This window comes from Robiginitalea sp. (assembly GCF_982776155.1).
Genome location: NZ_CEXZKX010000001.1, coordinates 408,843 through 435,025, shown reverse-complemented (window position 1 = coordinate 435,025; position 26,183 = coordinate 408,843). Strand labels below are relative to the sequence as shown.

The following is a 26,183-nucleotide window of genomic DNA, read 5'->3' as shown; positions in this document are numbered from 1 at the left end:
AGTTGCGGATTATTCCCTTTCGGATACTTGCAGGTAACCGACAAGGGTTACCGGCTTGCCATATGTAGTAAACCCTTCCAGTCGGATTTGGTAAGTGCCCGGTACGTCCGAGGTGCGGAAGCGGTATTCCAACATCTGGGTTTCCAGTTCCACCCGGGGTTCCCAAAGCAACTGGTAGCGGTAGTCCGGATGGTGTGACGGCCCTTCCCCCTGGCGGAAATAGCGCTTCACGGGAGCCGGGGGATTATAGGGAAATACCTGGCCGGAAGGCGATGACCAGTAGTCTGCAAAATCTCCCCCGATGGTCTCAATAGCCACCATGCCCTGATATGTGCGGTTTTCGAGCCGCTTTTTTTCACGCAATACGCGAATGCGGCGGATGCGCCGGGCATCGAAGTCCAGGAGTACATCGTGGTCTGCCACCAGGACGCCATCGACGGTAACCAGGGGCGGATCCTCCGTGTACTCGCTCCCCGCCGGGTCCAGGGGAGCCCGCACCCAAAAAGTCCGGCTCCCGTCAGCTTCCCGGCGTATCCAGACGTGCTGGACAATCTCTACCAGGGTCTCCCGGAGCGAGGGGAAACGCGTGAATTCATCCAGGTTGTATACGGTTGGAATTTCCCCGAAATAGGGGTCTTCCTCCCCCGGGGCCACTACGGTATCCGGTGTAATTTCATTGTAGCTGTTGGCGATTTGGTTGTGGATGCTCCTTTGTCGGACCGCCCCGTACATGCTCGAATCGATCGCTATGGACCTGAAATTCTCGGGCTCGAAGTTTTCCCAGGCTGAAAATGCGCGGATCGTATAACTTCCCTGGGTGGAATCCAGGACCTGCGCAATCCACTTTGATCCGGAAAAAGGAGTCACCAGGTAGGCGAAAAACCTGCCCAAGGGGTCCGTTTGGGCCATTTTAAGCTGGAAATTGTCCCCGGGGAATGACAGTGCCAACCAGGCGTCCGCTATCGGTTCTTCACCCCGGCTTCCAAACAACTGCCCGCCAATCAATTCCCCCCGTTGCTCGGGGAGAGCCACCGTGTCCCCCACCCCCTGGGGTATCCTCCGAAACATATCCGGATACCTTTCCGAATAGGCCTCAGCGGTGAGTGCCGGGAGGGCTGGCAGATCCGGGACCTTCCCTATGCTGACAGAGTAATGACCGTATCCCCGGGCACCCCGGTAATTTCTCAGCCTGAGTGTTACCCATTCGCGGGGGCCGTACACCGCAGTGTCCGTTTCCAGTTCGAGGCCATCAGCCCCTACGCGCGTGCCCGGCCGGTCCGGCGGGGCTGAATCGGGTCCGGGGAGCGCAGTCGCCGGATCTTCCCCCTGTACCCCTTCCGGGCCGGGAACGTCACCGAGCAGGGCCGACTGATCCTGCCGATAGGGGTTGATCACAGTGACATCCGCCATAAATACCTGTTGCCGCCCCCCGTTCCGCATCCAGTTGGTATAAGCCACCAATTTATAGGCCCCGGAGGGGATTTCCGTGCCGATAAATAATTCCCCTTGCCCACGGCCACCCCTGAGGCGGATTTTTTTTCGCAGGTAGACACCGCCGTCCTCCCCGGTCAGCTGTACATAGGCCAGCGCGCTGGCCGCGCTCAGCCGGTAGGTCTGCAAGTCGATGCAGTACAGGCTGAAATAGAGGTATTCGCCCGGAAAGAGGAGCGTTGCGCTTGTATGGGCGTAGAGCGTCTCCAGGGGGGCAGACCGCAGCACCTCATTTTCGGCCTGGTCCCGGATCACCACCTGCGCGGTGGACACAGCAGGTATAAACAAGGTTCCCAGAAGAAGAAGAAGAACAGCAATGATATGTCTTTTCAATTCCATAGGCTTCAGCTCATTCAATCCAAAAATCCGGGGCCTGGTTGCTCCCCAACACCGTGCAGTCCCCGCAAACCCGGGGCACGTAAACATGGGGACCGGCGCAGGAAGTCACCACGGTTTCATTGTTGTCCGAGTAATAGCTGATCAGGCCCCCCAGGTCCAGCAACTCTATTACGGAAAGCGGGCAGCCACCTCCCGATCCACCCAGGACCGGTTCCGCCGGGCAATAGGTGGGATGGGCCTCCGGGGAGGATAAGAGCGAACAGGGTACGAGAAACGGCGGTTCGGGCTCCCCCGGGAAATAATCTTCATAATTCAGGAAAATCCGTTCTTCGCTCACCGAAGCCACCGAGAAATACCCAATCACCAACAGGGGGGCCGCTCCTTCGGGTTGCAGGTTGCCCTGCAGGAACCCAGGCTGAACCTGGGCAAATACATTCCCTTCCTGGGAGAAGTTCCGCAGGCGGTCATAGTACGAATAGGCCTCCCGGTTTTCAACCAGCTGGCGTACCCGGATACTGTAGCGTTCGGCAATTTTATAGGTATCCCGGGAGAGGAAATGCACCGGAAAATTCCGCAACCGCCCCCCGGCGAGGCCCGCGGTAGAGGCCTGTACGATCGCGCTGGAGGCTTCGGTGCGGTAACAGACCTGGTTTTCCTCCGTCCGGTTGACGATTTCCAAGGTGTACTCCACCGGATCGGCACAGGGGTCGTAATCGCTGAGCACAAATTCCTGCGGGCTCCAGAGCGGGGCTACCACCCGGAAGGTTTCCTCGAAGGTGTACCGGAAAAAAGCATCCGAACCACCGATGGACGTACCGTCCACCAGAAAGCGGATGCCCTCACCCTGCAACGGGTCGCTGGCGCGTTCCGCCCGCAGGTCGTCCAGGGTGGCTGTTCCGGCCAGGGTTTCCAATTCTGAGACGATCCGCTGGCCGCCCCGGAGCGTAATCCGCAATTGATAGCTGCGCCCGGGCTGGGCGGCAAAGGGTGCCTGGGAGAAATACCTCCCGGGGTCGCCTTCCACAAATGGATACACCGTGCCGGAATCATCCGTCACAGTCACGGTGGCCCCGGTTTCATATAAAATGGGGCGGTTGGCCGGATCCAGGTCGGGGATGATGTACGTGCTGGGGTCCTCTTCGTCAAATTCCACGATGCTGTCGTTTTCAAAATCGGCTGCGCGCGAAAGCAATACCTCCTGGGTGCGTTGCTCATCCGTGAGGGTTGCCTCTACCACGAGCGCATTGCGCGCCTGCTGAATACTCGCATCATCTGTTTCTATATCCACTTCTTCCACGCAACCCAGTTGGGGCAACAACAGAAGTACCGGCAACCAGACAGCCGCCCTCAGGAGCTTCGGCACCCGGGCAGTCGCCCTAAGGAGCTTCGGCAACGGGGACCGGGTTTTCAGGCTGTGCCCCCATTCGGAGTGGGATATGTTGCTGTATCGCTTCAAAACTTGAAATTATAGGTGATGGACGGGATCGGTATGGCAAATATGGAACTCTGCAAGGCTTTGACCTCCCCGCCATCCGAGACAAAATACACCGAGTAGGGGTTGCTGCGCCCAAGAACATTGTAAACGGAAATAGTCCAGAAACTGTGGGCGAGCTTTTCCTTCCGGTGGTTCCCCTCAATATTGATGCCCAGGTCCAGGCGGATATAGTCCGGGATCCGGAATTTGTTCCTGTCGCTGTAGAGCACGTATTCGGAGTTGTTGAAATAATACTGACCCACCGGGTACGTCACCGGCCGGCCCGTTTGGTAGGAGAAGTTCATCGACAGGCTGTAGCGGCGGGTAAAACGGTAATTCGCCACCAGGCTGAGGTCGTGGGGCCGGTCGAAATTCGCCGGGAAAAACTCCCCGTCATTGATCTGCTCCGAAGGGTACGGGCTGTCGAAGCGCACCCGGGTCCGGCTGTAGGTATACCCCAGCCAGCCGTTGAGCCTGCCCCGGTTTCTGCGTATGAGGAATTCCAGGCCATAGGCCTGCCCTTCCCCCTGAATCACTTCGGTTTCCACTTCTTCATTCAGGAGCAGGCGGGCGCCGGTTTTAAAGTCCAGTACATCTTCCGACCATTTGTAATAACCCTCCAGGCTTACCTCGATCTCGGCTTCATTGATGTTTTTAAAGATCCCGAGGCTCACCTGCCGGGATTTCTGGGGGCGGATGTTGTAGTCACTGAGTTTCCAGGTATCGATGGGGGAAACAGTCGTGGTGTTGGTCAACGTATGGATGTATTGGTACATGTTGCTGTACCCCGCGCGCAGGGAGAGCTCGGGAGCCAGCAGGTAACGGGCCGAAGCGCGGATTTCCGGCCCCCCATAGGTTTTGACGAAATCCCCGCTCCCGAAGGACAGCGTGTCTGTGGCCGTACCCGGGTCCCGGGGCTGGCCCTCGGGATACTCCCGCTGCCGGGACGGGCCCAATGCGCCGAAAAAGGAATACCGCACGCCGGCCTCCAGTTCCAGGCGGTCGCTTACGGTAAACCGGTCCGAGAGGAAAAGCCCCCCTTCCAATGCCTGCTCCCTGGGGATTTGCGTGGGTTCCACGTCGGAATCCGGCCCCGCCGGAGTTCGGATCCCGGGGTTGACCCGATAGTATTTGGCCGCCAGGCCGTAGGTGAGTTGGTGGCACTTGTTCATCCGGAATCGGTTCCACGCCCGGAGTTCGGTCTCCTCCACCGAATACCCCAGGTCGAAATCCGTGTTGGCTTCCCCGTCGAATCCGATGTCGAAGGCGTAGCGGCTGTTGGCCAGCGTAAACGTAGCCAGGTTCCGCTCGTCAAAGGTATGGTTCCACGCAACGGATGCAGCCCGGTTGCTGTAACCCACCAGGGAATCGCGCGTAATGCTGAAGCGGTCCTTGCTGTAATAGGCCGTGGCCTTCAATTGGTTGCGGGAATTGATCCGGTCTGTGTAGGTGGCGATAAAATCATAGAAAGAAGCCTCTGTGCCGCTCAGCCGCTCTTCCCCCACAGATCGGAGGATCCAGTCGGAATAGGCGGCCCGCCCGCCCAGGACCAGGGAAGAGCGCCCCTTGTTTACGGGGATTTCAAAGGCCAGGTTGGCCGTAACCGGGCCTACTGACCCCTCGCCCCGAAGGTCCAGGGTGTCCCCGTCTACCGTACGGATATCGAACACGGCGCTGAGCCGGCCCCCGAATTCCACTGGGATGGACCCTTTGTAAATATCCACGCTCTCAGTTACAAACGGGTTGAGTGCCTGGAAAATCCCGAAAAAATGCGTGGGGTTATACACCAGTGCGTGGTTCAGCAGGAACTGATTCTGATCGGTACGGCCGCCGCGGACGTTCAACCCCGTAGCGCCTTCCCCGGCTTTTGAAATCCCCGGCAGGGAAGCGGCAACCTCGAGCAGGTTGCGTTCGCCCAGCACCAGGGGAATATCCTTACTCTCCTCGGAATCGATCCGGTCTGTTCCCGCCGTTACGGCCTCCACGTTCCGGTCCGCGTCGGCCTGCACTACCACTTCGTCGAGCTGTTCCACCGCTTCTTCCACCAGCAGGTCCAGCTGACCGCTATTGTATAGGATTACCTGCCTGCGGACCGGTTCCATCCCGATAAAACGCGTCCGCAATTCCTGGAGACCGGGGGGCAGTTCCAGGCGGTAATACCCATTGGCATCGGTAGCCGTGCCCAGGCCCCGGTTGGTAATCAGGATGGCGACATCCGCAACCGGCATCCTGGACTCCCGTTCCCGGACATATCCTTCGAGCGTATACAAATCCGCTGCCTGCCCGGGGGTTTGCCTCCCGATACGGACGGTTTCCACCTGCCTTTCCTCCGGCTGGGTTTCCTCGCTTACAAAAATCGGCAGGGGTGCCGGAGGCCTTGAGGGTTCGTCGTTTTCCGGCCTGCGTTCGATTGGCGTTCCGAAAAAACCCTCCGGCAACTCGTCGTAAATCCGGCTATTGCGGGTCAGGGCAATCGTGTGGGAGTCGTACCGGAAATAATTGAGTTCGGTACCCGTCAGGAGGTCGTCGAGGATGTCCCCCATCGTGGCATCCCGGTAGGAACGGCTCAGGGGGGAATCCGGCAGCCAATCGGCTACATAGAAGATGGTAAGCTGCTGTTGCCTGGAGAGCTCTTTCAGGGCATCGACGGGTTTCATCCCGGTAAAGGCGAAGTCCATGCGGAGCGTATCCGGAGGCTGCTGCGCCCGGACGGGGGCCGATGCCAGGATGCAAATTGCCAGAATCAGGAATAAGCGGCTGTAAACCTGAGAAGGGATCCCACTACGGAAGGTTTCCGACATGAAAAAATAACTAGCTATCCAAACCTAAATATAGCGGATAAAACGATAGCCCTGTAAAATGTTCGCCCCCGGTTATTCGGGAATCAGTCTGAGCGTGTTTTCCGAGGCTTCCCGGATAGCCTCCGTATCCAATAACATGGGGCGGTATTCCCCGGAGGCGAAACGCGTGGCCTGGTCCTTATAGTGCGGGCTGAACGGGTTTCCGGATTGCCCGGTGGGCAGGATGCTCCTACTCCCTGCCGGATCCGAAAAATCGATTACCCGACGGGTGGAAGGCCCCGAAGTAACCGGATAGACGCCGGTGGAGTCATAGACAAAAGCCAGATTGTTGATAACCTCCCGGGAACCGGGGACCCTGCGGGGCCCCACATTGAGCAGCCACCCCAGGGCAGGGACGCTTCCCATCGCGTGCCGGATTTCCAGCTGGTGGACGGAGCCCCATCGCCAATTTTCAGAATCCGCGCCAAAATCCGCTTCTACCGATGCCATGGCCATCCGGAACGAACGGCTAATGATCTCCGTTTTTGTCTCGGTAATGTCCTCCGTCCGGACATCGTCCCACCAAACCGAATTTTCACGAGATGCCATCCGGGCGATCAGTTTCTTGACCAGGTGGGTCTGCAACAGCGATTCAAACCCGTCCTTTCCCAATTCGTCGGCAAACGTTTCCCGCAGGAAGTGGTACACCCACCGGTGGTACAGCAAGGCTTCCTGTTTTTCAACACCGTAGTTGGCATCCCAGTTGTTCAGGGCATCCACGCATTCGGTCTGGCTGTCGTTGAGGGTGGTAATATCCAGATGGCGGGACAGGTCGGCGATGACGGCCGCATCTACCGGGGAGGTGACATCCAGGAGCATGTCCGCAACGCCCGCTGCATCCCAGTCGGTTCGGGCCTCCAGCAAGGCCTCAATACGCTTGGCCCGGTTCTCCGGCAGGTAATAGCCCGGAATGACTCCCACACCTGTGCTGTCGGGTTGGTTGTTTGCCGAATAGACATAGCCCCGGGGCGGGTTGATGGCCTTCGGATTATCCCGGAATTCCACCGGGCTGCTGAATCCGGGGCCAGCAGACTGCCCGTCCAGAAGGGCCTTTGTTTGGACCGAATCCGGCAACCGGTAAAGGCGGGCGGCTGCCCACCAGGCGATATTCCCGCGGGCATCCCCGTACATGACATTCAGCCCCGGGGCGTGAATAAGGCCTACGGCCTGCTCAAAACCCGCTATGTCCGAGGCGTGGCTCATACCGTACAGGGCTTCCAGCAAACGGTTTTCCCCCTGGGTGTAGGTCCACGACATGGACACCGGGGGTTGCTCCCCCAGGGCGTCGATCACCCCGTTCATTACGGGCCCCAGGTTAGATCGCAGATAGGAAAAGGCAACCGAATCCCCATCCTTAACCGCAATGGATTTATGTATTCGCTGAAACCGGTGCCAGCCATCATTGCGCATATATTGCATGCTGTCGGCCGGGTCGGTGGTTTCCCGGTAAAAATCGATATCGTCATTCTCAAACATGGTCATCCCGTAGGCGACCTCCCGGTTGTGGCCCAGGAGCGGGAACGGCAATCCGGCCATGTGGTACCCGTATTTTTCATAATCCGACAGGGAAATATGGGCTTCATACCAAACGGAGGGTTGCGAAAATCCCATGTGCGGGTCGTTGGCAAACAACACCTTACCGCTCTTGGAGCGCTGGCCCGAGATTACCCAGGAATTACTGCCCTCCAGCATGGGCATAGGCAGGGGTTCCAGGATTCGGCGGATATCTCCCCCTACCGACAAGGCCAGCGTATTGGCTGTATCCCTGTTTAAGGTATCCCGGGAGTCGTATACCGGGATACGGGTGGTGGGAGTGCCGGGGGCTTCGAGTATTTCCCGGAGGTACTCCCCGCCCAGCTTTTCCCCTATCCCGGTCAGGAAGGGGTCTGTTTTGTGGGCCATGGCAAAGCTAAATGCCATATACCCGATGGTGTTGTATACATCCACCATCGTAAAAGGCGTTTTCTCGAGCCCGGTCAGGTAGTATTCAAGGGGAGTCGGTCCATTTGCTATAAAAGCATTTACGCCTTCCAGATAGGCGCGGGTGAGTTCTGCGGCCGGACTTCCCGGATTCAGGCTGGCCACGGTCTCCCGACTCGATTCGTCGATTCCGAGGGCCAAGAAAAACCGGTCGGTTTCAAGGGTGCGGGAACCGAACACTTCCGATAACCCGCCCCTCCCCACGCGCCGTAGGAGTTCCATCTGCCAGAGGCGGTCCTGGGCGTGGACATAACCCAGTGCCCGCAGCGCATCGGCTTCGGAATTGGCAAAAATATGCGGAATGCCAAAGACATCGTAATCCACCCGTACCGAGTCGGCCAGGCCGGGCAGTTTCTCCGTACCGGAATACTCCGGCTTCAGGTGCTGGACAAAGAAAAAGCCTGCCACCAGTAATACCACCAGGAGGGCAAGGAGGAATTTGAGAAATTTTCGGAGGATTTTCAATGGGATAGGATCAGTTGTTCCGATTAAAGATAATCGGAATCCCTTGAAATTTGAAAAAGAATCGGTAAACCGCGATCAGGGGGCTCCGGCCACTTGTTCCTGCGCCCGAAGGCCTGAAACCAACCAATCCCTGTAGGTCCGGGTATCCGTATTCTGGATCGCCGGGTTGAGGATGTGTAAATCCGGCGACAACTGCACGTAATAGGGTTGGGATACCGCCCCGAAATTAGCCGTTTGGAAGGCGCTCCACCGATCGCCAACGGTACGGATCCGCTTGGTTCTCCCACTGTCAAAACGAAAGACGAACTGCTCGGATTCAGGCAATTCCTCCCGGTCGTCCACGTAGAGGGATATCAGGATATACTCCTCGTCCAGCAGGCGGAATACCTCCGGGTTGCTCCATACCTGTTCCTCCATTTTACGGCAATTGACACAAGCCCATCCCGTAAAATCCAGCAGGATCGGCTTGCCTGTCTGCCGTGCCTGTTCCAGCCCGGCGTCGAATTCCTTGTAGCAGTCGAGCCCCAGGGGGCAATCTGTCGGGGATTCCTTCAGGGTATAGAAATCCGGGGGAGGAAACCCGCTGAGCAGTTTCAGGGGCGACCCACTCACAAGCCCGTAGCCCAGATAAGCGGCGAATACCAATGACAGGAAGGCCCCCAGCCCGCGCCCCAGGCCCACCCGCGTGCGGGGTCGGGATTTACCAAACCGGAACCAACCGAGGAGGTAGCCTCCAAGGCCAATGGCCAATAGAATCCAGAGGGCCAGGAAGACCTCCCGCTTCAGGATGCCCCAATGGCCCACGAGGTCTGCATTGGACAGGAACTTTAAGGCCAATCCGAGTTCCAGGAAGCCCAGGACCACCTTAACGGTTTCCATCCAGCCGCCGGATTGCGGCAATCGGCTCAGCCAGGAGGGAAACAGGGCGAACAGGGCAAACGGCAGCGCCAATGCCAGGCCAAAGCCCAGCATCCCCAGGGTCAGGTTGGTCGCAACGTCCCCTTCCGCCAGGGCAGTGCTCCCCAGCAGCCCCCCCAGGATGGGGCCCGTACAGGAAAAGGACACAATGGCCAGGGTAAGCGCCATGAGGAATATGCCAACAGCCCCTCCGATCCGCCCGGAAGCCGCATCGGCCCGGTTGGCCCAGGAAGCCGGGAGTGTCAGTTCGTAATACCCGAAAAAGGAAAATGCAAACACGACGAAAACCAGGAAGAAAACGAGGTTCAGCCAGATATTCGTGGCAATCGAGTTCAATATCTGCGAATCCACAGAATCAAAGAGGTGGAAAGGCAGGCTGAGCAAAAAATAGATGAGCACGATGCAACTTCCGTAGAAGACCGCATTGGCAACCCCCCGGGACCGGTTGGCGGATTGCTTGGTGAAAAAGGAAACCGTGAGCGGGATCATTGGGAAAACGCAAGGGGTCAGCAGTGCGATCAGACCGCCGAGGAACCCCAGGCCAAAAAGGGCCCAGAGCGGGTTCTCCCCTCCTGCCGCCCCCTGGGAGCCCGAAGCCTGCAGGGTTGCCACGTTTTTCAGGTCCAGCTTCAGGGAGCCGGAAAGTTCCGGATGGGAAGGCCCCCCTGCCCCGGTCTCCACTTGGGTTTGCGAACCGTCCAGGGAAAACACGAACTGGTGCTCCCCCGGAATGCAAACCTCTTTGCACACCTGGTAGTATGCGTTGACCCGAACAGCGGACAAATCCGCATCCGAGACGACAATTTCCTGGGTGAAATGGGCGCTTTCCTTAAAGAAGGTCTCGACTACCTCAAAAATTTCATTGTATGCCGTATGCGTTTCACTTTCAGTAACCGGGCCCACCAATTCATAGGTGTTTCCGACCCCCTCAAATTCGAATTCAATAGGGAGCGCACCGCCTTCGGCCGTGTGTTGGGAATACAAGTGCCAGTCTGTTTCGATATCTGCCCGGAAATGGAGGACATACGTACTGTCCGTGACCTGCTCCACCGAATGGGACCAGGACACCGGATCCTCGACCCCCCCTGAAACGGGAAGCTGTGACCAGGTTGTCAGGGCCAGCAAAAAGGCAATGCTATTCAGAATGATTTTTTTTGCCATGTAATCTTGAGGATTTTTCGGGTGGACTCCGTCACCTTGAACCGGTCGTCTGCCCGGTGGCCTACCACCCAGACAATGTCTTTGCCGCTGCAAAGTATCCAGGCAGTTTCCTTGTCAAATCGGCTCAGCCCGGCATCTTTTAAAAATTTGGAGACGCGCTTCCGCCCGTTCAGTCCGATAGGGTAAAAATAGTCCCCTTTTTGCCATTTGCGAAGGGTGAGCTCTTTCTTTAACGTTTCTTTATCGACGTATAGTACTTCTTTGCCCGCCCGGTGCATTTGCGCTACTTCCTCAACCGTCAGGTCGATGGGTAGGCCCGCTGCCGGGTTGTGCGGGTCGAACGACCAGGGGCCCCTGTCCAACGGCTCCCTGTGTTTCAATAGCAGCTCGTCCCGGTGCTTCAGTAGCCGGTGGGTCGGGCTTTGGACCTCCCTGCCGGTTTCGGATTCCAGCAGGCGGCCGAGGGCCTTCCAATCCGTAAATCCGTAGTCCCGGAATAGTTCGTGCAGATGGGCTTCCCGGGGGCGCAAGGCACGGAGTGCCGGGATATAAAAAACAAGGACCCCATCGCTTTCCCGACTTACTTCGCGAAAAACGCCGTCCATGTACCGCTCTATCAGGGCCCGGGAACCATCCAGGTGCCGGACGCTATTCCCAAATTGATCCAGGAACCCCCCGGAAGCGGCTTTCAGAGCCGGGATCACTTCGTGGCGCAAGCGGTTCCTCAGGTAGCGGGTTTCCGAATTGGAAGCATCTTCCCTCCAGGCTATCCGGGCAGTTTCCGCATAGGCCTCCAGGTCTTCCCGGGAAAAGGCCAGCAACGGCCTTCGGATGTTGGCTGTGCGCGCCGGGATTCCGCAGAGGCCCTCCAGGCCGCTCCCCCGTCCCAGGTTGATCAGGAATGTTTCCAGGGCGTCGTCGGCATGGTGGGCTGTGACAATATATCGCAGGTGGTTTTCCGAAGCCGTCAACTGATCGAACCACTCGTAGCGCAATGCGCGGGCTGCCATTTGAATTGACACTTTATTTTGATTTGCATAACCAATTGTATCAAAGCTTTTTATATGTGTTTTTATCCTTAGTTTATCAGCGGTTTCCCTGACGAATTCCTGGTCGCTTTCGCTGGCCTCACCCCGAAGGTTGAAATTGCAATGGGCCAGTTCAAACTCCAGGCCGGCATCCTTGCAGAGGTGTGCAAGCACCATGCTGTCCAGGCCCCCGCTGCAAGCCAGCAGGAACGAGGAACTCATCAGTTCGGGGAACGCAGCGGATAAATGGGATTTAAAGGCCTCCAGCATGTTGCAAAGTTAGCGGATAAATATCATTGGGGCGGAACAGCCAGGGCCTCCAACCAATCGGAAACTGCTTGGAAAAACGCCGTCCTACCCCGATCGTGGTGCAGCTCGTGCCGATTGCCGTTCAGTACGAGTAATTTGCTGCCCGGCACGCGTCGGTTCAGAATCCGGCTGCCTTCCGGATCAATAATCGGGTCGTCGCCCCCATGTGCTATCAGCAGGGGAATATTCCAATCGGACGCGTGTTCCAGCACCCACTCCCCGGCTGCAATTACCGGCAGGGAATAGTTGGGGCTCACGCGGTCGTGTATCAACGGATCTTCCTTGTAGGCGGCTACTTCTTCCGGCTGGGAGGAGATCCCCGAAGGGTCCAGGCCTGCCGGCAAGGTTACGCTGGGAGCGAGCCGCAGCAGGATTTTCCCAACAGCCAGCTTCCAGGCAGGGGGCTGGAATGCCAGGCGCAGGTACGGGCTGCTGGCCACTACGCCTGACGGAGACACCGCACCCCGCAGGACAGCGTTGAGTACCAGGTTCCCCCCTAAACTGTGGCCGTAGAGCACCCGGGGTTGGCCGGGGTACAATTGACCCGCCTTCTCGTATGCTGCCGACACCTGCCCGATCAATTGCCCGTACCCCTGGCAGTGCCCGCGTTTTCCCCCGGAGTGCCCATGGCCCACCAAATCGAAAGTCAGGACCGCCCAGCCGGCTTGCAACAGGTTGGGCACCACACCGGATTCATACCGCCCGGCATACTCGCCAAAGCCGTGGACCAGGACCACGCACCCGCGGGGTTCCACAATCTCGTACTGGTAAACGCGTGTTCGGACACCTGCCCATTCCTCGACATAGCCAATCTTTTTGAATTCCGGCATTTCTGCGGTTTTTAGGGGTTCTTCAATCGCCTTCAAGGACTTGCCGCATCGCGCGGGCCTTGAGCAGGCATTCTTCATATTCGGCCTCCGGGGTGGCGGCAGCCGTCAGGGCGCCACCTACCGGGAAACTGGCCACGCCGCGGCTTGCATCGTAAAACAGGCTCCGGATCAGGACATTGAAATCAAAGTCCCCATCCGGGGTCATATAACCCAGTGCCCCGCTGTAAGCCCCCCTTTTAAAGGACTCCCGGCTTTCGATGTGTTGCATGGCCGAGATTTTCGGGGCCCCGGTCATGCTCCCCATGGGAAAGGTATCCTGCAGCAATTGTACCGGGTCGATCTCCCCGGGCACTTTGGCCCGAATCGTCGAAATGAGTTGGTGGACCTGCTCATAGGTCCTCAGTTCGCACAAACCGTCTACCCGGACGCTTCCCCTGAGGGCGCTGCGGGACAGGTCGTTTCGAACCAGGTCGGCGATCATGATGTTTTCGGCTCGCTCCTTCGGGTCTGCCTGCAGGTTAAGCGCCAGTTGCCGGTCGGTTTCCGGTGAGGGGTCCCTGCGGGCAGTCCCCTTCATGGGCTGGGACCAAACGGTGGCTCCGCGCTTGCACAAATAGCGCTCCGGGGAGGCACTGAGAATACTGCGGGATCCGAATTGCATCCAGGCGGCAAACGGGGCCTGGGAAATGGCATTGAGCCTCCGGTAAGTGGCCGCGACATCCAAATGCGCCTCTTCCACAAAGAATTCCTGGCAGAAGGTCACTTCGTAAAAATCCCCCCGATGGATAGCGGCCAGCAGTTTTGCGGCGGCCCGGAAATAGGCTTCCTTAAAAATCCCCATACGCGTCCGCAACCGGCGATTCGGGGCATCTGCCAGCTCCCGGGGTGCATCGGCAATGGCCTTCCGGTCGCTTTCGATCTCGCCAACCGCCCGGGGCAAATAGCGGAAAACAGCCTGCCCCCCACGGATCTCGATAATTTTTTCGGGCTGGAAGACAAACAGATCCGGAAACTTCATCCGGTCCGGGTTTCCGGATTCCAATTCCTCCAGGTCATTCTTCAGGTCGTATCCCAGGTAGCCCAAAACCCAGTCGCCGGTCTGCTCCCGGAAGGCCCGCAGTGCCTCGAAAGCACCCCGGGCGGACGATTGCAACTCCGCAGCCTTTCCAATGCCCATTAATCCGTCAAACCGGCCCAGAGGGTCCGTGTGGCCGTTACTGTCCAGCCAGCAAAAATCTCCCAGGGTAGCAGCCCAGTTTAGCAGCCCGGATTTGAAGCTGTCGGCATCGTCCAGGGGGAAGCGCCTTTCGGACCGCATGCTGTCAGAGTTTCGCCAAAAAGGAATCCAATGCCCGTCCGTGATCCTCGAGGAGTTCCGGATCGGTGATGCCTTTCTCCGGGTCAAAGTTGTCGTAATAGGAAGGCAGGGACCACTGGGCTGCCACTTCCGCCCCAAACCGGGTGATCATTTTAGCGACGACCTCCCGGGACGATTGCGCCCCGCGCTTGCCCCCGGATGCGGAAAGCAACAAAATAGGGAGTCCCTCGAGGAACTTCCGGTCCTTGCGGGAAAGCCAGTCCAGCAGGTTTTTGGTAAACGCAGAGGGGTTTCCGTTGTGTTCGTTAACGGAAAGGACCAGGCCGTCGGCTTCCCTTAACCGTTTGTGGAGTCCTTCAATCCCCGGCGGGATCCCATGGGCGTCCTCCAGGTCTTTGCTGTACATCGGAAAGTCTTCTTTGGAAAGGTCGCGGGTTTCCACCTGATGCCCTTCGATCAGGGAAACCGTATAGCGCACCAGCTCAAAATTGATGGATGTTGAGGAATTACTGCCGGCAGTTGCCAGGATATTTGCCATATCGCTTCAAGTTTGAGGACGAAAATACCCCAATTACCCATTAAGTGCGAGTATTTTAGCTAATTTTGGTGCCGAAAACATCCAAACGGGTGGGCAATTAAGTATATAGATAAATTCCGAATATGGGAAAACCGAGCCGGTTGTACTTTATTGACGCGATGCGCGCCTGGGCAATCCTGATGATGCTGCAGGGGCATTTCATCGACGGATTGCTGGACCCGCTCTTCCGGGACCCTTCCAATCCGGCCTATGCCACCTGGTTGTATTTCAGGGGGATCACAGCCCCGGTTTTCTTCACCGTTTCCGGTTTCATCTTTACCTACCTGCTGCTCCGAACCCCCAGGAATCAGCCGGATAATCCTCGGATCCGCAAAGGGATTCGACGCGGGTTGCAACTGGTGGCCATCGGATACCTCCTGCGCACCAACCTCTTTGGGTTGCTCCAGGGTCAGATTTACCCGTCTTTTTACCTGGTGGACGTGCTGCACTGCATCGGGGTGGCCCTCCTGCTAATCATCGGCATCTATCAGCTTACCCGGAAATTCCGTCCCGGGGCCTTCCCCGTTTTGCTCCTGATGGTCACCGTGGGGCTCTTCCTTTTTGAACCGGTATACAAGACGTGGACTTATGAGGGGTGGCCTGCCGCCATTGCGAACTATCTGACCAAAGCCAACGGTTCCGTGTTCACAATCGTTCCCTGGGTGGGTTACACCGCGTTCGGGGCCTTTCTGGCCACCGCCTTTCGGAGGTATGCCAATACCCGGCACCTGTATGTAAAAAGCATCTTGCTGAGTGTCCTGGCCGGTGTTGCCCTGGTTGGGTATTCCTCGGCGTTTTTCAGCTGGGTGGCCCGGCAAACCGGATGGGAATTGCCGGAAATGGTAGTTGCCAACAACTATTTGTTTATCCGGCTCGGGGATGTCCTGCTGGTTTTTGCCGTGTTTATGCTCCTGCGGGGCCTGTTGAAAAAGGAGGTGTTTTTGCGCATCGGGCAGAATACACTGAGCATCTACGTCATCCACTTTATCATACTCTACGGCAGTTTTACCGGCCTGGGCCTCTACCGGTTCCTGCACCACAGCCTAACCCCCTGGGAAGTAATCCCCGGGGCGCTTGCTTTTATGCTGGTTTGCACCTGGGCGGCCCTGACATACGACTCCCACCAGGAACGGGTCCGCGACCTGCTTAAATCCACCGCCCGGATTACCCGGCAGGGATTGGAAAAATACGCGTGGATCCTCTACCGGTGGGCCCGCCGGGGAGCCGACAAACTCATGCGCCTGCTGGGGCTTGCCGAAAGCCGTTCCTGAGGCAGTTTCCACTACTTCCCGCACCCGCATTTTGATTCAGGGAACCCCTAGCTGTGCAGGGGACGATTGTCCGTGGCTGCCAAAGCAGCTTCCTTGACCGCTTCCGCATAGGTTGGGTGGGCATGGCTCATCCGCGCGATATCCTCTGCAGAAGCCCGGTATTCCATGGCCACTACGGCTTCCGCGATCAGGTCGGCAACCCGGGCCCCGATCATATGGACTCCCAGGACTTCATCCGTTTCCTTATCCGCCAGTATTTTTACAAACCCGTCCGTATCCATGCTGGCGCGGGACCGCCCGAGGGCCCGCATGGGAAATTGCCCGCTTTTATAAGCGACCCCGGCTTCCTTGAGCTCCTCCTCGGTTTTCCCGACTGCCGCTACTTCGGGCCAGGTATACACCACGCCCGGGATCAGGTTGTAATCGATATGCGGTTTTTGACCCGCCAGGATCTCGGCGACCATCACCCCTTCCTCTTCGGCCTTGTGGGCAAGCATTGCGCCGCGCACCACGTCTCCGATAGCATAGATGTTCCCGGCAGAGGTACGGAGGTGTTCGTCTACCTCCACCTGGCCGCGGTCGTTGAGTTTAACCCCCGCCGCCTCGGCGTTCAGCCCGTCCGTATAGGGTTTGCGGCCTACGGAAACCAGGCAGTAATCGCCTTCCAGGCTCACCGACTTCCCTTTCTTGTCCTCGGCCTCCACCGTGATTTTCTCACCTTTCCGGGATACGCCGGTTACTTTGTGCGACAGGTAAAACTTCACCTTTTGCTTTTTGAGTACTTTGGTAAGCTCGCGCGAAAGGGCGCCGTCCATCCCGGGGATGATGCGGTCCATATATTCCACAACGCTCACCTGTGCGCCCAACCGGTTGTAGACCTGCCCGAGTTCCAGACCGATTACGCCCCCGCCGATAATAATCAGGTGCTTGGGGACTTCCTGGAGTTTCAGCGCCTCGGTGGAGGTAATGATGCGCTCCTTGTCCAACTCAATGAAGGGCAGGCTGGCAGGCTTGGACCCGGTGGCGATTATGCTGTGTTTGGCTTCGATTTCCGTTTTCTCCTTCCCGGCAATTTCGATATGCGTAGCGTCCTTAAAACTTCCCAGGCCGTGGTAGACGTCTACCTTGTTCTTGTCCATCAGGAATTCGATCCCCTTGGTGTTCTCTTCCACAACCGATTGCTTCCGGGCAATCATCTGTTTCAGGTTCACCTTTACGTCACCGGGGATATCGATCCCGTGCTTCTCAAAATGCGTTATGGCATCGTGGTAGTGATGGCTGGAGTCCAGCAGGGCCTTGGAAGGGATACACCCGACATTCAGGCAGGTACCCCCCAGGGTGTCGTATTTTTCAATCAGGGCGGTTTTCATGCCCAGTTGGGCACAACGGATGGCGGCCACATACCCGCCGGGTCCCGAGCCGATTATGGCTACGTCGTATGATTTCATAGTTGCGGTTTTCTACGGATTATCGATCCTGGTAAAAGCAGGAACAAAAGTACAAATGTTTTGGCAGTCTGCAGGGATGATTCAGAGTGGCAATTCCGTGGTGTGTTTAACCTCCCGGATCACAAACGAACTCTGGGTGCTCCCAATGTGGTTAATGGCAGTGAGTTTCCCTACCATGAACTCCCGGTAGGCCTCCATATCCGCAACGTAAATCTCCAGGATATAATCGTATTCCCCGCCGATGTGGTAACAACTCACCACCTCCCGCAAGGCCAGGACTTCTTCCTCAAACTGCAAAACGCGGGGTTTGATGTGCTGGCTGAGTTTGATATGGCAGAACACCTTGAGTTTCCGGCCGGCCCTGCCCGGGTTGAGCAGGGCTACATACCGGTCGATCACCCCTTGCTTCTCCAGGCGCCTGACCCGTTCGTAAACGGCTGTTGGCGAAAGGTCGAGTTGCAGGGCCAAGGCCTTGGTGGTCTGTTTACTGTTCTCCTGCAGGAGCCGGAGCAGTTTGCGGTCTGTCGGGTCGAATTCCATCCGTATATTTTTCTATAATAACGTCTTATTTTGATCAAAATACATAATTATATCTATGATATTGCTATATCACAGTATGTTTATCTAAATAATTGATCATACATTGATATAATCTTTTTGTATGGGTACCTTCACAGAAAATTACACCAAAATGAAGCCATACAACGCCTCCGACGCCATCCAGGACCTGCAATACTTCGGGGAGTTCGGCGGGGTGAACCCCTCCATTTCCGATTCCTCCACCTATACCTTCCTGTCTGCCAAAACCATGTTTGACACCTTTGAGGGCAATACGGAGGGCTGTTACCTCTACAGCAGGCACAGCTCCCCCTCCAACCTTTACCTGGGCGAAGCCCTGGCCGCCCTCGAGGGGACCGAAAGCGCCAACGTCACGGCCAGCGGCATGGGGGCGATCACGGCAGTCATCCTGCAGCTCTGCAGCAGCGGCGACCACCTGGTCAGCAGCCGGACCATCTACGGGGGCACCTATGCCTTCCTGAAGAATTTCCTGAAACGCTTTGATATTGCAGTGAGTTTTGTGGACATCACGGACCCGGAAGCAGTAGCCGCAGCAATCACCGACAAAACCCGCATGATTTACTGCGAATCCGTGAGCAACCCTCTGCTGGAGGTTGCAGATATCCCCACGCTGGCAAAGCTGGCCAATGACAGAGGCATCCGCCTGGTGGTGGATAACACCTTCTCCCCCCTCTCCATCTCCCCGGCCCGCCTGGGCGCCCATATCGTGGTGCACAGCCTGACCAAATTCATCAACGGGAGCAGCGACGCGGTGGCCGGGGCCGTTTGCGCCGATTCGGATTTCTGCCTGGCCCTCAAAGATGTGAATGACGGGGCCGGGATGCTCCTGGGCAGCACCCTGGACAGCCTGCGGGCCGCGTCCATCTTGAAAAACCTACGGACGCTTCACCTGCGCATTCGGCAACACAGCAGCAATGCCGCCTATTTGGCCGGCAAATTCCGGGAAGCCGGGCTCCGGGTGGTCTACCCGGGCCTGGAATCCCATCCGGGGCACCAGTTGATGCAGCGCCAGATGAACCCCGATTTCGGATTTGGCGGCATCCTGACCGTGGATGCGGGATCGGCCGAAAAAGCGGATGCACTCATGGAGATGATGCAGCGGGAAAACCTGGGGTACCTGGCCGTAAGCCTCGGGTTCTACAAAACGCTTTTCAGCGCCCCGGGGTCTTCTACTTCTTCGGAAATCCCGGAGGAAGAACAGCAAGAAATGGGGTTGGGTTCCGGCCTGATCCGATTCTCCATCGGCCTGGACAACAATATCGAACGCACCTGCGAGCGCATGCTGCGGTGTATGCAGCAACTGGGGGTTACCTCCGAATCGCAGCCGGCGGGATAATTCAACCCGAAGAGCCTGCGGGGTGCGGGAACGGGCCTGAAACCCATCCGCGGGCAGTAGTAAGCCTCGCAACCGGGAACCGGATGTGCGCTTGCCCGGCCTTGCAGAAGCCCCGGCAAAGTCGTAATATTACCGTCTAGCTAACACACTTTATGGCCAAACCAAAATCCGGTAAGTACCGACAGGACGAACACATAGTAGACAACCGGGAACTCGGGATATGGGAAGCGCTGATCCCGGTATTTGCCCTGATCGGGATGCTGGCATACAATGTTTACGTCTTCGGGGATGAGGCCATTGGAGGCTCCAACCAGTTTATCCTCCTGATGGGGGGTGCAGTGGCCGCGATTGTGGGCTTCTTTAACAAGGTTTCCTTCAAATCCATGCTGGCCGAAGTGGCCGAAAACATCAAATCCACTACCGGGGCCCTGCTGATTCTGCTCATGGTGGGGGCACTGGCCGGCACCTGGCTCATCAGCGGCATCATCCCGGCTATGATATATTACGGGTTGCAGGTCCTGAACCCGACGATATTTTTGGCGGCCTGCGTGGTGATCAGCGCCATCATCTCGGTGGCCACCGGCAGTAGCTGGACCACCTCCGCCACAGTGGGAATTGCGTTGATCGGCATCGGGGATGCCCTGGGGATTTCCCTGGGGATGACCGCCGGGGCCGTGCTTTCCGGGGCGTATTTCGGGGACAAGATGTCCCCCCTGAGCGATACGACCAACCTGGCACCCGCCATGGCCGGGGGCGACCTCTTTTCGCATATCCGGTATATGTCCCTGACCACCACCCCTACCATTTTGATTACGCTCGCTGTTTTTATCATCCTCGGATTTACCCTGGATACAAGCGGGGATGCCGATACGGGTGGGATCCTTCGCTCTATCGAGGCGACCTTCGATATATCCGGCTGGTTGTTTTTGGTGCCGGCAGCCGTGATTTTTATGATCGTCCGCAAAACGCCCCCCCTGGTGGCCCTGTTGGCCGGAACGCTGCTGGGCGGGGTGTTCGCCCTGATTTTCCAGCCCGGTGTCGTGGCGGGTATTACCGGGGCGGCCGAACTCACTTTTGAATCGGGCTATAAGGGCGTACTCAACGCCATTACGGTCACAACCTCCGTCCCAACCGACAACGCCGCCCTGTCTGAGTTGTTTTACGCAAAAGGCATGGAGGGCATGCTCGGGACCATCTGGCTGATTGTCTGCGCCATGGTATTCGGGGGCATCATGGATGCCATCGGCGCCCTCTCCCGGATTACCGGGGCATTGCTCGGCATGGCCAAGTCCACGTTCAGCCTGTTTGCCAGTACGGTGGGGAGCTGCCTGGCACTGAATATCACGGCATCGGACCAGTACCTGGCCATCGTCGTTCCGGGTAAAATGTTTGCCAAGGCCTACGAAGACCGGGGCCTGGCCCCTGAGAACCTGAGCCGGACCCTGGAGGATTCGGGTACCGTCACCTCTGTACTGATCCCGTGGAATACCTGTGGGGCGTATCACAGCGCCACCCTGGGCGTCTCTGTGGCAGACTACATGTTTTTTGCCATATTCAATTGGCTCAGCCCCTTCACCACGCTGTTCTTCGCAGCTTTCGGGATCAAGATCGCCCAACTCAGGGAACAGATCAGCACCACCAAATAAGCGACCCGATGCCCGAAGAATCATTCACCCGAAACCGGATCAAAAGTGTGGGAATTGCCATGCGCGGGGCCTGGTTGCTGGTGCGCACAGAAGGGAGCATCCAGATCCAGGCGGTCATCGCCCTGGTCGTTACCGCGGCCGGCTTTTATTTTTCCATATCGGCTACCGAATGGATGTTCCAATTGCTGGCCATCGGCTTGGTAATGGGTGTGGAAGGAGTGAATACCGCCATTGAAAAACTATCGGATTACGTCCAGCCCGAATACGATGAGCGGATTGGCAGGCTCAAGGATATGTCGGCCGGAGCCGTGATGATTACCTCCATCCTCGCCTCTATCGTGGGCCTGATAATCTACCTGCCCAAACTCTTTTAAGCCGGCATTCGGCTGTTCCTTCACCCGTAAATTTGTATTTTAGCCGCTGATATTCCTACGGACTGCATGGCAAGAAAGAAACGCAAAACCAAGTCGGCCAAAAAAAAGCGCTCCCTGCGCCTTTCCCGGCAAAACAAGGTCATCCTGGGCAGCTTGCTGGTACTCCTCAGCATCGCCCTTTTCTTCAGTTTTATCTCGTTTTACTTTAACTGGCAGGACGACCAGAGCCTGCTCACCGAATTCGCAGACCGCAACAAAGAGGCCCGGAACCTGCTCAACAAGTTCGGGGCGGCCGTCAGCCATTTCTTTATGTTCAAGGGATTTGGGCTGGCTTCCCTGGTCTTCCCGGTCCTGCTGTGCCTGACCGGCCTGTACATGTTTCTCGGGATCGACTTGCGCGGGCTGCTCACCAAGTGGATCTGGGGGCTTGTGTTGCTGATTTGGGTATCTGTCAGCCTCGGCTTCCTGGGCGCGCAGCAACCCCTGCTCGGAGGCCAGATTGGCTTTGAGATGAACGATTTCCTCCAGGACTACACGGGCAAAATCGGGGTCATGCTGCTGCTGTTGTTTGGCCTGGTGGTTATCCTGGTACGGCTCTTTGGCTTTGACCCGCAGGCCGTTGGACAGGCATTTTCCCGATTGAACGTGCCCGGCATGTCCCTGTCCGGCAACCGGAAGGCATCGGAAACCGGGGCTTCCCAGCCCGACGCAACGGAGGCAACGGCTGCCGCCATGGATTTAACGGCCGACGGGGAAGGGTCACAGGAAGCCGAACCGGAACCCGTCAAACCAGACCCCTATACGCACAAAAAGGACATTCCCAGCCTATCCGGCGATTCCCAGCCTGCGGATGAGGATCCCGGGCAGGAACTCGAAATAGAGGTGGCCGAACAGGAGGAGGAAACCGACGAAACGGACCTGCGCTCCAGCCAGCTCGTCTCGGATTTCGGGGAATTCGACCCCACCCTGGAACTCTCCAAATACAAATTCCCCCACCTGGACCTGCTGGACACGCATGGGGCTTCGGGGGGTATTACCATCAACCAGGAGGAACTGGAGGAGAACAAGAACAAGATTGTAGATACGCTGCGGAATTACAAGATCGGGATCGCCCAGATTAAAGCGACCATCGGACCCACGGTGACCCTCTACGAAATCGTGCCGGAAGCCGGTATCCGTATTTCCCGAATCAAAAACCTGGAAGATGACATCGCCCTGTCCCTGGCGGCCCTGGGGATTCGGATTATCGCCCCCATACCCGGCAAGGGGACCATCGGGATCGAGGTGCCCAACAAGAAACCGACCACGGTCTCCATGCGGTCGGTGATCGCCTCCAAGAAATTCCAGAATGCCGAGATGCAACTGCCCATCGCCCTGGGCAAGAGCATCAGCAACGAGACCTTTGTGGTAGACCTGGCCAAGATGCCCCACCTCCTGATGGCCGGCGCCACCGGGCAGGGGAAATCCGTCGGCCTGAACGCCATCCTGACCTCCCTGCTCTACAAACGGCACCCGGCCGAAGTGAAGTTTGTACTGGTAGACCCGAAAAAAGTAGAGCTGACGCTGTACAACAAGATCGAACGCCATTTCCTGGCCAAACTGCCGGATACCGAGGAAGCCATCATTACGGACAACACGAAAGTGATCCATACGCTGAACTCCCTCTGTATTGAGATGGACAACCGGTACGAATTGCTGAAGGCGGCCCTGGTGCGGAATATTGCGGAGTACAACAAGAAGTTCAAGGCGCGCAAGCTCAACCCGAACGAAGGCCACCGCTACCTCCCCTATATTGTATTGGTGATCGACGAGTTTGCCGACCTGATCATGTCTGCTGGCAAGGAGGTGGAAACCCCCATCGCCCGGCTGGCGCAACTGGCCCGGGCCATCGGCATCCACCTGATCATCGCTACCCAGCGGCCGTCGGTCAACGTGATTACCGGGCTGATCAAGGCGAATTTCCCGGCGCGGATTGCCTTCCGGGTGACCTCCAAGATCGACTCGCGGACTATCCTGGACACCCAGGGGGCGGACCAGCTCATCGGGCGTGGCGACATGCTCTTTACCCAGGGGAACGACACAATCCGCCTGCAATGCGCCTTTGTAGACACCCCGGAGGTAGCCAAAATCACCGAATACATCGGTTCCCAACGGGCCTACCCGGATGCCCACCTGCTGCCGGAATACGTGGGCGAGGATTCTGGCACGGGGCTTGATTACAGTATTGAGGAGCGGGACGATATGTTCCGGGATGCCGCCGAGGTCATCGTAACGGCCCAACAGGGCTCGGCCTCCCTGATCCAGCGGAAATTAAAGCTGGGATACAACCGGGCAGGCCGGATTATCGACCAGCTGGAAGCTGCGGGGATCGTAGGCCCATTTGAAGGCAGCAAGGCACGGCAGGTACTCGTACCGGATATAGCCGCCCTGGACCAGTTATTGAACAACGAAACAAATTGAAACACATGAAACCGAGAATTCTCATAGTAATCCTGGCCTTGTTGGCCGTTTCTTCGGCAACCGCCCAGCAACCTGAAAAAGCCAAGGCCTTGCTGGACGAGGTGTATGACAAGGTCCGGGGCTACGACAATATTTTTGTGGACTTCAAATTTGAACTGAACAACACGGAAGCCAACGTCCGTCAGGAGACCCGGGGCGACCTCACGCTGCAGGGCGAAAAATACGTCCTCAACTATATGGGCGCCCAGCAACTCTACGACGGGGACAAAGTCTACACGGTGGTCCCGGAGAATGAAGAAGTCACCATCGAGGACAAAAGCGACGACCCGGGTACCGTGAGCCCGTCCCGGATGCTCACCTTCTACCGGGAAGGCCACAATTACGCCTGGGACGTACTGCAAAACGTCCAGGGCCGGAAAATCCAGTACGTGAAGCTGACGCCCATCGATTCGGATTCGGATATCAGGAGTATCCTGCTGGGTATCGACGTGGAGACCAAGCATATTTACCGGTTGATTGAAACCGGCAGCAACGGCACTAAGACCACCATTACTGTTAATTCTTTTAAAACAGATCAACCCCTGTCAAAATCCTTGTTTACCTTTGATGAGCAGAAGTTTACCGACGACGGGTACTATATCATAAGAAACTAGCAGCTTGCGCATTCTCGATCAATATATCCTGAAAAGGTTCCTCACGAATTTTTTCAGTTCGTTCGTGATCCTGATGTTCATCTTCATTTTCCAGACGATCTGGCTCTTTATCGACGATCTGGCCGGGAAGGGGTTGGACATTATCATTATCGGGAAGTTCCTCTTTTACCTGATGCCGAACCTGACCGAGAAGGTACTCCCGCTTACCGTCCTGCTCTCCTCCATCCTGACCTTCGGGGCCTTTGCCGAGAATTACGAGTTTGCCGCCATGAAGGCGTCCGGCATTTCCCTGCAGCGATCCATGCTGCCGCTGATCGTATTTGTATCCCTCTTGGGGTTTGTCACGTTTTATTTTGCCAATACGGTGATCCCGATCTCCGAACAGAAAATCTACAACCTGCGCCGGAATATCGCCACCCTGAAACCGGCCGCTGTCATCACCGAGGGGGTGTTCAGCGATTTTGAGGGCAAGAACATCAAGGTTGATCGCAAATACGGGGAGAACGACCGCTTCCTTGAAAATGTGGTTATCCACGAAAAATCAAACCTGCAGCGGAATACCACGGTGATCAAGGCGGCCACCGGCGAGCTGATCAGTGGCGAAGGCTCGGATATTATCCAGCTCGTATTGCGGGACGGCCACTATTATCACGAAATGACGCAGGCCTCCGGCAGCAACCAGCGTACCCATCCCTTTGCCAAGGCCGATTTCGACACCTACATCATGAATATTGCCCTGCCGGATAACATGGAGGACCTGGAAGCAGACCGGAACGTGGAAACGGACCGGATGAAAAACGTCTCCCGGCTTCGGACGGATATCGATTCGATCCGGGAGCACAATTTCCGGGTGGCGGCTGCTTTTTCGCGCAGTACCCGATCGCGTATGGGGGTGATGACCCTGAGCCCTGCGGATTCCGTTGCGGCCGGCGGCAGCGACTCGTCCATGGTCCGCAGTACGGATTCCATCCCCAGGGATTCGACCCTTTCGGATACTGCAGTTGCAGACCGCAACCCGGAACCGGATTCCGAGTTGGACACGGACGAGGCAACCGGAAATAAGGCAGATACCGCCCAAAACCGCAGGGCAGACAGCCTGGCGGCAAAGATCCGGGAACAGGTGGGCGCTGCCGTCCAGGTGCCCGATACGGTCCTGGCGGCTTCCGAATACCGGGAAATACCCAGGGACGAACCATTGAGCGCTTTTCTGACATTTGAGAAAAGCCGGATCCTGGACGCCAGCCGCAATTCCGTGCGGAATATCCTGAATTCTGTTAAAGGCAAGCGCGAGGAATTGGAATTGAGTTACAAGCGCTATAACCGGCATATCCTGAGCCTGCACAACAAATTTGCACTGGCACTGTCCTGCATCATCCTTTTCTTTGTTGGCGCTCCCCTGGGCGCCATTATCAGAAAGGGCGGGTTGGGCCTGCCGATGGTGGTGGCCATCGTCCTGTTCCTGGCCTATTACTTTTTCGGCGTATTTTCAAATAATTACGCCAAGGAGGGCAATATTCCACCGGTGCTCGGCGCCTGGCTGCCGACGATGATTATGCTGCCCCTCGGGGTTTGGCTGACGCGGCGCGCCACGGCCGACCGGGGTCTGATGAGCTTCGGGCATTTTATAGATTTTATCAGGGATCGTTTTTCCCGAAAAAAGAAAGCGGGGACTACCAAAAACTGACT

The 26,183-nt window shown here is 57.2% G+C and carries 18 protein-coding genes; 7 read left to right on the top strand and 11 right to left on the bottom strand.

What is annotated here, in order from left to right; genetic code table 11:
- Nucleotides 1-9: 9 nt before the first annotated feature.
- The 9 genes from AC3DKS_RS01710 to AC3DKS_RS01670 all read right to left on the bottom strand — a co-directional run bounded on the left by AC3DKS_RS01710 (nt 10) and on the right by AC3DKS_RS01670 (nt 14,691).
- Complete coding sequence (locus AC3DKS_RS01710) at nt 10-1,764, bottom strand: hypothetical protein (protein ID WP_015754835.1); 1,755 nt, start codon at nt 1,762-1,764, stop codon at nt 10-12.
- A 76-nt stretch (nt 1,765-1,840) separates the two neighbouring features.
- Entirely contained in the window at nt 1,841-3,223 is a 1,383-nt protein-coding gene (locus tag AC3DKS_RS01705) for a DUF4249 domain-containing protein (protein ID WP_187289165.1), read from the bottom strand.
- A gap of 59 nt (nt 3,224-3,282) precedes the next feature.
- Nucleotides 3,283-6,105 carry a TonB-dependent receptor gene (locus AC3DKS_RS01700; protein ID WP_272607239.1) on the bottom strand — a complete coding sequence of 941 codons (2,823 nt, stop codon included), beginning with the start codon at nt 6,103-6,105 and terminating at the stop codon, nt 3,283-3,285.
- A 72-nt stretch (nt 6,106-6,177) separates the two neighbouring features.
- Nucleotides 6,178-8,589 (bottom strand): penicillin acylase family protein, encoded by a 2,412-nt coding sequence (locus AC3DKS_RS01695; RefSeq protein WP_015754832.1) that lies wholly within the window; start codon nt 8,587-8,589, stop codon nt 6,178-6,180.
- 75 nt (nt 8,590-8,664) lie between these two features.
- Nucleotides 8,665-10,668, bottom strand: a complete 2,004-nt coding sequence (locus AC3DKS_RS01690; protein ID WP_272607238.1) for a protein-disulfide reductase DsbD family protein — start codon at nt 10,666-10,668, stop codon at nt 8,665-8,667.
- Nucleotides 10,647-11,966 carry a tRNA lysidine(34) synthetase TilS gene (gene tilS / locus AC3DKS_RS01685; RefSeq protein ID WP_272607237.1) on the bottom strand — a complete coding sequence of 440 codons (1,320 nt, stop codon included), beginning with the start codon at nt 11,964-11,966 and terminating at the stop codon, nt 10,647-10,649. Before tilS ends, AC3DKS_RS01690 begins: the two co-directional genes overlap by 22 nt.
- Nucleotides 11,967-11,989: 23 nt before the next feature.
- A complete protein-coding gene (locus tag AC3DKS_RS01680) occupies nt 11,990-12,835 on the bottom strand; it encodes an alpha/beta hydrolase (RefSeq protein ID WP_272607236.1) in 846 nt (281 codons plus the stop codon).
- Between the two features lie 22 nt (nt 12,836-12,857).
- Nucleotides 12,858-14,153, bottom strand: a complete 1,296-nt coding sequence (locus AC3DKS_RS01675) for an anthranilate synthase component I family protein (RefSeq protein WP_272607235.1) — start codon at nt 14,151-14,153, stop codon at nt 12,858-12,860.
- 4 nt (nt 14,154-14,157) lie between these two features.
- Nucleotides 14,158-14,691 carry an NADPH-dependent FMN reductase gene (locus AC3DKS_RS01670; RefSeq protein WP_272607234.1) on the bottom strand — a complete coding sequence of 178 codons (534 nt, stop codon included), beginning with the start codon at nt 14,689-14,691 and terminating at the stop codon, nt 14,158-14,160.
- 122 nt (nt 14,692-14,813) lie between these two features.
- On the opposite strand from AC3DKS_RS01670, the gene AC3DKS_RS01665 reads away from it, so the two are divergent.
- Complete coding sequence (locus tag AC3DKS_RS01665) at nt 14,814-16,001, top strand: acyltransferase family protein (RefSeq protein WP_015754826.1); 1,188 nt, start codon at nt 14,814-14,816, stop codon at nt 15,999-16,001.
- A 47-nt stretch (nt 16,002-16,048) separates the two neighbouring features.
- Here AC3DKS_RS01665 and lpdA read toward each other — a convergent pair whose 3' ends face one another.
- Both lpdA and AC3DKS_RS01655 read right to left on the bottom strand, forming a co-directional pair.
- Nucleotides 16,049-17,449, bottom strand: a complete 1,401-nt coding sequence (lpdA, locus tag AC3DKS_RS01660) for a dihydrolipoyl dehydrogenase (RefSeq protein WP_015754825.1) — start codon at nt 17,447-17,449, stop codon at nt 16,049-16,051.
- A gap of 81 nt (nt 17,450-17,530) precedes the next feature.
- Nucleotides 17,531-17,989, bottom strand: coding sequence for an Lrp/AsnC family transcriptional regulator (locus tag AC3DKS_RS01655; RefSeq protein ID WP_015754824.1), 459 nt, complete (start codon nt 17,987-17,989; stop codon nt 17,531-17,533).
- Between the two features lie 151 nt (nt 17,990-18,140).
- Between AC3DKS_RS01655 and AC3DKS_RS01650 the strand changes: the two genes are divergently transcribed.
- The 6 genes from AC3DKS_RS01650 to AC3DKS_RS01625 all read left to right on the top strand — a co-directional run bounded on the left by AC3DKS_RS01650 (nt 18,141) and on the right by AC3DKS_RS01625 (nt 26,181).
- Nucleotides 18,141-19,364 (top strand): aminotransferase class I/II-fold pyridoxal phosphate-dependent enzyme, encoded by a 1,224-nt coding sequence (locus AC3DKS_RS01650; RefSeq protein ID WP_272607233.1) that lies wholly within the window; start codon nt 18,141-18,143, stop codon nt 19,362-19,364.
- 152 nt (nt 19,365-19,516) lie between these two features.
- Nucleotides 19,517-21,010, top strand: a complete 1,494-nt coding sequence (nhaC, locus tag AC3DKS_RS01645) for a Na+/H+ antiporter NhaC (protein WP_015754822.1) — start codon at nt 19,517-19,519, stop codon at nt 21,008-21,010.
- 8 nt (nt 21,011-21,018) lie between these two features.
- Nucleotides 21,019-21,384: a diacylglycerol kinase gene (locus AC3DKS_RS01640; RefSeq protein WP_272607232.1), complete on the top strand. Its 366-nt coding sequence runs from the start codon at nt 21,019-21,021 to the stop codon at nt 21,382-21,384.
- A 66-nt stretch (nt 21,385-21,450) separates the two neighbouring features.
- On the top strand, nt 21,451-23,844 hold the full coding sequence (locus tag AC3DKS_RS01635; RefSeq protein ID WP_272607231.1) for a DNA translocase FtsK: 2,394 nt from the start codon (nt 21,451-21,453) through the stop codon (nt 23,842-23,844).
- 5 nt (nt 23,845-23,849) lie between these two features.
- On the top strand, nt 23,850-24,497 hold the full coding sequence (gene lolA1, locus AC3DKS_RS01630) for an outer membrane lipoprotein periplasmic chaperone LolA1 (protein ID WP_015754819.1): 648 nt from the start codon (nt 23,850-23,852) through the stop codon (nt 24,495-24,497).
- Between the two features lie 4 nt (nt 24,498-24,501).
- Nucleotides 24,502-26,181: an LptF/LptG family permease gene (locus AC3DKS_RS01625; RefSeq protein WP_272607230.1), complete on the top strand. Its 1,680-nt coding sequence runs from the start codon at nt 24,502-24,504 to the stop codon at nt 26,179-26,181.
- Nucleotides 26,182-26,183 lie beyond the last annotated feature (2 nt).

Bases quoted from the DNA above. Each gene is read 5' to 3' on its own strand.
- nhaC (WP_015754822.1), top strand. From the start codon at position 19,517: ATGGCCAAACCAAAATCCGGTAAGTACCGACAGGACGAACACATAGTA.
- AC3DKS_RS01700 (WP_272607239.1), bottom strand. From the start codon at position 6,105: ATGTCGGAAACCTTCCGTAGTGGGATCCCTTCTCAGGTTTACAGCCGC.
- tilS (WP_272607237.1), bottom strand. From the start codon at position 11,966: ATGCTGGAGGCCTTTAAATCCCATTTATCCGCTGCGTTCCCCGAACTG.
- AC3DKS_RS01665 (WP_015754826.1), top strand. From the start codon at position 14,814: ATGGGAAAACCGAGCCGGTTGTACTTTATTGACGCGATGCGCGCCTGG.
- AC3DKS_RS01690 (WP_272607238.1), bottom strand. From the start codon at position 10,668: ATGGCAAAAAAAATCATTCTGAATAGCATTGCCTTTTTGCTGGCCCTG.
- AC3DKS_RS01675 (WP_272607235.1), bottom strand. From the start codon at position 14,153: ATGCGGTCCGAAAGGCGCTTCCCCCTGGACGATGCCGACAGCTTCAAA.
- AC3DKS_RS01635 (WP_272607231.1), top strand. From the start codon at position 21,451: ATGGCAAGAAAGAAACGCAAAACCAAGTCGGCCAAAAAAAAGCGCTCC.
- AC3DKS_RS01670 (WP_272607234.1), bottom strand. From the start codon at position 14,691: ATGGCAAATATCCTGGCAACTGCCGGCAGTAATTCCTCAACATCCATC.
- AC3DKS_RS01655 (WP_015754824.1), bottom strand. From the start codon at position 17,989: ATGGAATTCGACCCGACAGACCGCAAACTGCTCCGGCTCCTGCAGGAG.
- AC3DKS_RS01650 (WP_272607233.1), top strand. From the start codon at position 18,141: ATGAAGCCATACAACGCCTCCGACGCCATCCAGGACCTGCAATACTTC.
- AC3DKS_RS01680 (WP_272607236.1), bottom strand. From the start codon at position 12,835: ATGCCGGAATTCAAAAAGATTGGCTATGTCGAGGAATGGGCAGGTGTC.
- AC3DKS_RS01640 (WP_272607232.1), top strand. From the start codon at position 21,019: ATGCCCGAAGAATCATTCACCCGAAACCGGATCAAAAGTGTGGGAATT.
- lpdA (WP_015754825.1), bottom strand. From the start codon at position 17,449: ATGAAATCATACGACGTAGCCATAATCGGCTCGGGACCCGGCGGGTAT.
- lolA1 (WP_015754819.1), top strand. From the start codon at position 23,850: ATGAAACCGAGAATTCTCATAGTAATCCTGGCCTTGTTGGCCGTTTCT.